The sequence below is a fragment of the Kineococcus siccus genome (assembly GCF_009906795.1).
Lineage (GTDB): Bacteria > Actinomycetota > Actinomycetes > Actinomycetales > Kineococcaceae > Kineococcus > Kineococcus siccus.
In genome coordinates, this window is sequence record NZ_JAAALN010000026.1 from 22,424 (window position 1) to 29,195 (window position 6,772).

At 73.1% G+C, this 6,772-nt stretch carries 4 protein-coding genes; 1 reads left to right on the top strand and 3 read right to left on the bottom strand.

The genetic code is table 11. The features are described from left to right. Nucleotides 1-75: 75 nt before the first annotated feature. The gene (locus GTR02_RS05495) at nucleotides 76-1,809 is read right to left on the bottom strand and encodes a DUF7800 domain-containing protein (RefSeq protein WP_166606469.1); all 1,734 of its coding nucleotides are present in this window, start codon (nucleotides 1,807-1,809) and stop codon (nucleotides 76-78) included. A gap of 17 nt (nucleotides 1,810-1,826) precedes the next feature. On the opposite strand from GTR02_RS05495, the gene GTR02_RS05500 reads away from it, so the two are divergent. Further along, complete coding sequence (locus GTR02_RS05500) at nucleotides 1,827-2,573, top strand: AAA family ATPase (RefSeq protein WP_166606470.1); 747 nt, start codon at nucleotides 1,827-1,829, stop codon at nucleotides 2,571-2,573. Nucleotides 2,574-2,585: 12 nt separating this feature from the next. Here the strand turns inward: GTR02_RS05500 and GTR02_RS05505 are convergent, their stop codons facing one another. After that, nucleotides 2,586-3,188: a GDSL-type esterase/lipase family protein gene (locus GTR02_RS05505; protein WP_166606471.1), complete on the bottom strand. Its 603-nt coding sequence runs from the start codon at nucleotides 3,186-3,188 to the stop codon at nucleotides 2,586-2,588. A 149-nt stretch (nucleotides 3,189-3,337) separates the two neighbouring features. Further along, nucleotides 3,338-6,772 (bottom strand): multifunctional oxoglutarate decarboxylase/oxoglutarate dehydrogenase thiamine pyrophosphate-binding subunit/dihydrolipoyllysine-residue succinyltransferase subunit (locus GTR02_RS05510; RefSeq protein WP_166606472.1); only part of this gene is annotated, 3,435 nt, incomplete at its 5' end.

Here is a 6,772-nt window from a genome sequence, read left to right on the forward strand (position 1 = left end):
GCGGGTGAGAACCTGCACAGTCTGGACCACGCGGGAGCCCCCGGTCGTGCAACCTGCGCAGCGGGCCGCGCCTCGTTACGCAGACGTCACACGGGCCCGCTGCCGCTGGGGCGGGCGCAGGCGCACGTCGGCCGTCCGGGACAGCACCTGGTGACCGTCCTGCAGCACCGCGTGGTCGACCTCGACGGACGCCGCGCCGTCGGTGCCGAGCACGACGGTCATGACCCCGTTCTCGAACCACGGACCCTGTTCGACGTCCCAGTCCACGAGCGGTTCCCGGACGCCCGCGGCCATCGCCAGCAACCGCGTGAGCGCGCGCACGGGGCGGGAGTCCAGCATCTTGTTGGCGATCTGCATCCGCCGGTTCAGCGGGTTGCGGAAGGGCGACATGACCAGCTGGTGCACGGCGGTGCGGTCGACGTCGATGCCCGGCAGCCGCACGCGCGCCGTGTAGCTGCAGTGCACGTCACCCGACAGCAGCAGCACGCTCGCGGGGCGGTCGGGGCCGCCGGCCACCTCGCGCAGCAGGGCCACGAGGTCGTCGAAGGAGCGGCGGAACGCGGCCCAGTGCTCCAGGTCCGCGGCCTGCCGCAGCTTCTCGGCCGGCCCCTTCGCCCACGCGCCCCAGGCGCCCTCGGCGACGGCCTCGTCGAAGCCCTCGGCGTGGTGGATGCCGTGCAGCAGGAAGGCGGGCAGGGTCGTGGCCAGCAGCAGGTGCTGGGCGGGTTCGGCGCGGTCGGCGCTCGTGGCCTTGGAGTGCACCCAGTGCCACTCGGCGGCGTCGGTCATGTGCCGGTCCGCGGGGTCCAGGCGCCGCGCGCAGCGGGAGTCGATCGCGAGCAGGCGCGTCGTGCCGACGTCGCGCGAGAAGCTCCACCGCGCGGTCGAGGGGTCGTCGTCGGCCGCGCGCGCGAAGTCGTCGATCAGGCGGTCGCGGGTCTCCTGGTCGGGCGCGGCCCGCAGCTCGCCCAGCAGCTGGTCGTCGGCGAGCTGGTCGGGGGAGAGGTTGCCCAGGTGCTGGTAGACCCAGTAGCTGGCGAAGGCGCCCGTCACGCGCTCGCGCCACCAGGGCTGGCGGGCCATCTCCTCGCGCCAGGACTGCGAGGTGTTCCAGTCGTCGCGCAGGTCGTGGTCGTCCAGCAGCATGCACGTCGGCACCGTCGAGAGCAGCCAGCGGACGGCGTCGGGGCCCCACGTCTCGCGGTACAGCCAGGTGTACTCCTCGAAGTCCCCGATCTCGTCGCGGACGGCGGCGTCGCCGTCGGCGCGGCCCTCGTGCCGCTCGCGCAGGCGGTCCACGATCGCGGGGGTCGGGTCGTCGGCGTAGACCTGGTCGCCCGCGAAGAGCAGCAGGTCCGGCCAGCTCTGCTCGTCGTCGTGCCGCTCGACCATCCGCCGGGCGAGCGTGCTCAGCGCGTCCACCCCGACGAGCTGCACGGACGCGGCGTCGTCGTCGCCCGCGCGCCGGCAGGAGCCGAACGACAGCCGCAGGGGCGTGCCGAGGTCGGGGGTCCGGATCTCGCTGGCCGGCCACGTCCACGACTCCTCGAGCGGGGGCCACAGCTGCCGGCCCCCGGCCTCGATGCGGTAGGGCAGGCGCCGACCGGCGGGCAGGCCCTCCACGACGAGCAGGGCGTAGTGGTGGCCGTGCAGGCCCAGCGTCTCGGCGCGGTGGGTCGCGCTGCGCTCACCGGGGAGGTCGACGACGACGGAGACCTCGCACGCCGCGCTCGTCTCGACCCACACGGTGGCGCGGGACTCGTCGACGTAGCGCAGGAGCGGACCGAGCAGGAGGTCAGGGGCAGCCACTTGCGAGACTCAACCACATGGCCCGCGCCCCCCGCCCCGTGCGCCGGGTGGAACGTCACCCGGACGCCGCAGTCGACGTCACCGCGTGGCCGGACTCGGTCCCCGCCGTCACCCAGCTCCTGACCCGGGGCCTCGACCTGCCCGCCGGGGTGACCTTCCTCGTGGGCGAGAACGGGGCGGGGAAGTCGACGGTCGTGGAGGCCGTCGCCGAGGCCGTCGGTGCTCACCGGGAGGGCGGGTCCTCCGCCCACCTCGCGGGCGTCGACCGCGGCGACCACGAGGACACCAGCGACCTGGCCGGGCGTCTGCGGGTGGTCCGCTCGGGTGGGGGCCGTCGCGGCGCGTTCTTCCTGCGGGCCGAGACGATGCACCGCTTCTACTCCTACCTGGACGAGACGTACGCCGACGTCCGCGACCACCGGCCGCCGCACCACCTGCGCAGCCACGGCGAGTCGTTCCTGGGCGTCCTCGGCACGAAGCGCTGGTTCCGCGACGCCGGGGTCGTCCTGCTCGACGAGCCCGAGTCGGCGCTGTCCTTCGACAACTGCCTGCTGCTGGCGGGGTCGCTCGCGCGGATGGCCGCCGACGGCAAGCAGGTGCTGTGCGCCACCCACTCACCCCTGCTGACGGCGCTGCCGGGCGCCAACGTCCTGCAGCTGGACGAGCACGGCATGACGCCCGTGGCGTGGGAGGAGCTGGCCGTCGTGCGGAACTGGCGGTTCTTCCTGGACGCGCCCGAGCGGTTCCTGCGCCACGTCCTCTGACGCGCCGCCGCCTCAGGGCTGCGGGACGCCCAGCCAGTCGTACCAGCCGCTGTGCAGGACGAGCCACGCCAGCAGCCCGTAGCCGGCCTGGCCGGGGTGCACGCCGTCGCCCGCGGCGAGGTCGGCGAACCAGTCCTCGTGGGCGGCCAGCGGGGAGAACGTGTCGACGTAGGAGACCCGGCGGCGCGCGCAGACGTCGGCGAAGGCGTCGGCCAGGTCGCCGATGCGCTCGTTGCGGTCGGCGTCGGAGACGGGCGTCGGGCCCACGACGAGCGTCGGCAGCCCGCGGGCCTCGCACTCGTCGAGGATGTTGGCGAGGTTCAGGCGGCTGCGCGCCAGCGTCGTGCCCACGTCGAGGTCGGTGTGGCCGAGCCCCACGACGAGACGGTGCTCGTCCCCACCCGCGAAGCGGCGGGCGGTCTCCTCGCGCCAGCGCGCGGACAGCTCCGACGTCGGCTCCCCGGGCACGCCCAGGGGGAACATCGTGATGTCGCGGTCCTCGCGCGGCGTGCGGGCCGAGACGCGGCCGGCCCAGCCCAGAGCGCGCGGGTCGCCCACGCCGGTGACGAACTCGTCGCCGACGAGGCACACGCGCACGTCGTAGCGGCCGTTCACAGCTGGTCCTCGCGCACGTGCCTGGTGCTCCTGTCGGGGTCGGTCGGTGGGGCGGGCCCCAGGGTAGTGCCCGCCGCGCGTGCGCCCGTCGGACGACGGCCCCGTCGCCCACCCCGGGCGGCGGGGCCGTGGTCGGGGGTGGCGCCGCGTCAGCGGTCGAAGGCCCGCTCGACGAGCTGGCGCTGCTCGGCCTGGTGCCGCTTGGCGGAGCCCGCGGCGGGCGAGGCCGACGACGGGCGGGCGACCACGTCGAGGCGCGTCCCGAGGTGCTTCCAGACGTTCATGGCCACGTGCGGCCACCCGCCCTGGTTGGTCGGCTCCTCCTGGACCCAGCGCACCTCGGCGTCCGGGTACGTCTGCGCCACCTCCAGCAGGCGGTCGACGGGCAGCGGGGCGAGCTGCTCGACGCGCACGACCGCCGTCGTGGTGTCCCCGCGCTTGGTCCGCTCGGCGACGAGGTCCCAGTAGACCTTGCCGCTGCACAGCAGGACCCGCGTGACGGCGGCGGCGTCCAGGCCCGCGGTGTCGTCGAGGACCTCCTGGAACGTGCCCGTCGTGAAGTCCTCCACGGCGGACTGCGCGGCCTTCAGGCGCAGCATCGACTTCGGCGTGAAGACGACCAGCGGCCGGCGCGGACGGGCGTAGGCCTGGCGGCGGAGCAGGTGGAAGTAGCTCGCCGGCGTCGACGGCACCGCCACCGTCATGTTGTCCTCGGCGCACATCTGCAGGAAGCGCTCGATGCGCCCCGAGGAGTGGTCCGGGCCCTGGCCCTCGTAGCCGTGCGGCAGCAGCAGCACGACCGAGGAGCGCTGGCCCCACTTCTGCTGGCCCGCGGAGATGAACTCGTCGATGACGGTCTGCGCGCCGTTGAAGAAGTCGCCGAACTGCGCCTCCCACAGGACCAGGGCGTCGGGCCGCTCGACGGAGTAGCCGTACTCGAAGCCCATGGCCGCGAACTCGCTGAGCAGCGAGTCGTAGATCCAGAACGGCGCCTGGGCCTGCCCGTCGGGGCCCTCGCCCAGGTACATCAGCGGGGTCCACTCGTCGCCCGTGACGCGGTCGGTCAGCACCGCGTGGCGCGAGACGAACGTCCCGCGGCGGCTGTCCTGGCCGGCCAGGCGGACGGGCGTGCCCTCCATGAGCAGGGAGCCGAAGGCCAGCAGCTCGCCCCAGCCCCAGTCGATCCCGCCCTCGGTGGACATCTGCTTGCGCTTGTCCAGCAGCTGGCGCAGCTTCGGGTGGACGGTGAAGCCCGCCGGCGGGCTGGCCTGCACCGCACCGACGTGCGCGAGGACGGACGCGTCGACAGCGGTCGGCGGCGCCTCGCCCGTGGAGTTCTCGTCGGCCTCCTGCGCCCGCGGCCGCTCCAGGCCGCCGCGGCTGTCGCCGTCGGCGCCCTCGGCGTCCTGGTGGTCGTCCTTGGTCTCCGCGAAGGCCCGCTCCAGCTGCGCCGAGTAGTCCCGCAGCGCGTCCTCGGCGTCCTCGACGGAGATGTCGCCGCGGCCGATGAGCTGCTCGGTGTACTGCTTGCGGACGCTGCGCTTCTTCTCGATGAGCGAGTACATGAGGGGCTGCGTCATCGACGGGTCGTCGCCCTCGTTGTGACCGCGGCGGCGGTAGCAGACCATGTCGATGACGACGTCCTTGTCGAACGCCTGGCGGAACTCGAACGCGAGCTGCGCCACCCGCACGCACGCCTCGGGGTCGTCGCCGTTCACGTGGAAGATCGGCGCCTGGATCATGCGGCCGACGTCGGTGCAGTAGACCGACGAGCGCGACGAGGCGGGGGCCGTCGTGAACCCGACCTGGTTGTTGATGACGACGTGGACCGTGCCGCCGGTGCGGTACCCGCGCAGCTGCGACAGGTTCAGCGTCTCGGCCACGACGCCCTGCCCGGCGAACGCCGCGTCGCCGTGCAGCAGCACGGGGAGCACGGGGAACGACGCGCCGGCCAGGTTGATCCGGTCCTGCTTGGCGCGCGCCACACCCTCCAGGACGGGGTTCACGGCCTCGAGGTGGGACGGGTTCGCCGCGAGGTAGACCTTGGTCTGCTCGCCGTCCTCGCCCGTGAACGTCCCCTCGGTGCCCAGGTGGTACTTCACGTCGCCGGAGCCCTGCACGGTGCGCGGGTCCTGGGTGCCCTCGAACTCGCGGAACACCTGGCTGTAGCTCTTGCCGGCGATGTTGGTCAGGACGTTGAGGCGGCCGCGGTGGGCCATGCCCATGCAGACCTCGTCCAGGCCGGCCGTCGCGGCGCGCGAGAGCAGGGCGTCCAGCAGCGGGATGACGCTCTCGCCGCCCTCGAGGCTGAACCGCTTCTGCCCCACGTACTTCGTCTGCAGGAACGTCTCGAACGCCTCGGCCGCGTTCAGGCGGCGCAGGACGCGCAGCTGCTCGCGGGCGCTGGGCTTGGCGTAGGGGCGCTCGACCCGGTCCTGGATCCAGCGGCGCTGGTCCGGCTCCTGGATGTGCATGTACTCGATGCCGACGGTGCGGCAGTAGGAGTCGCGCAGCACGCCCAGCACGTCGCGCAGGCGCATGTGCGCCTTGCCGCCGAAGCCGCCCGTGGGGAACTCGCGGTCGAGGTCCCACAGCGTCAGGCCGTGGGTCTCGATCTCGAGGTCGGGGTGCATCCGCTGCCGGTACTCCAGCGGGTCCGTGTCGGCCATGAGGTGGCCGCGCACGCGGTAGGCGTGGATGAGCTCCACGACGCGCGCCGTCTTGTTGATCTGGTCGTCGTGCGAGATCGAGACGTCGCGCAGCCAGCGGATCGGCTGGTAGGGGATGTGCAGCGACTGGAAGACGCGGTCGTAGAACCCGTCCTCGCCGAGCAGCTTGGCGTGCACGAGCTTGAGGAACTCGCCCGACCCCGCGCCCTGGATGATCCGGTGGTCGTACGTCGAGGTCAGCGTGATGACCTTGCTGACGGCCAGGCGGTTCAGCGTGTCCTCGCTGGAGCCCTGGTACTCGGCCGGGTACTCCATGGCGCCGACGCCGATGATCGCGCCCTGCCCCTTCACCAGGCGCGGCACGGAGTGCACGGTGCCGATGGTGCCGGGGTTGGTGAGGCTGATGGTCGTCGCCGCGAAGTCGGCCGTCGTGAGCTTGCCCCCGCGGGCACGGCGCACGACGTCCTCGTAGGCCGCCCAGAACTCCGCGAAGGTCTTGGTCTCGGCCTCCTTCACCGACGGCACCATGAGCTGGCGGCTGCCGTCGGGCTTGGGCAGGTCGATCGCGATGCCCAGGTTGACGTGCGCCGGGTGCAGGACCGCGGGCTTGCCGCCCTCGGTCGTGTAGGCCGCGTTCATCGACGGCATCTGCTGCAGCGCCTCGACGAGCGCGTAGCCGATGAGGTGGGTGAAGGAGACCTTGCCGCCGCGCGCGCGCTTGAGGTGGTTGTTGATGACGATGCGGTTGTCGACCATCAGCTTCGCCGGCACGGCGCGCACGCTGGTCGCGGTGGGGACCTCGAGGGACTCCTCCATGTTGACCACGACGCGGGCCGCGGGGCCGCGCAGCTTCTCGACCGTGTCGCCCGCGGGGGCGGGCGCCGCGGCGGGAGAAGGGGCGGAGGTGTCGGGGAC

Bases quoted from the DNA above. Each gene is read 5' to 3' on its own strand.
- GTR02_RS05500 (WP_166606470.1), top strand. From the start codon at position 1,827: ATGGCCCGCGCCCCCCGCCCCGTGCGCCGGGTGGAACGTCACCCGGAC.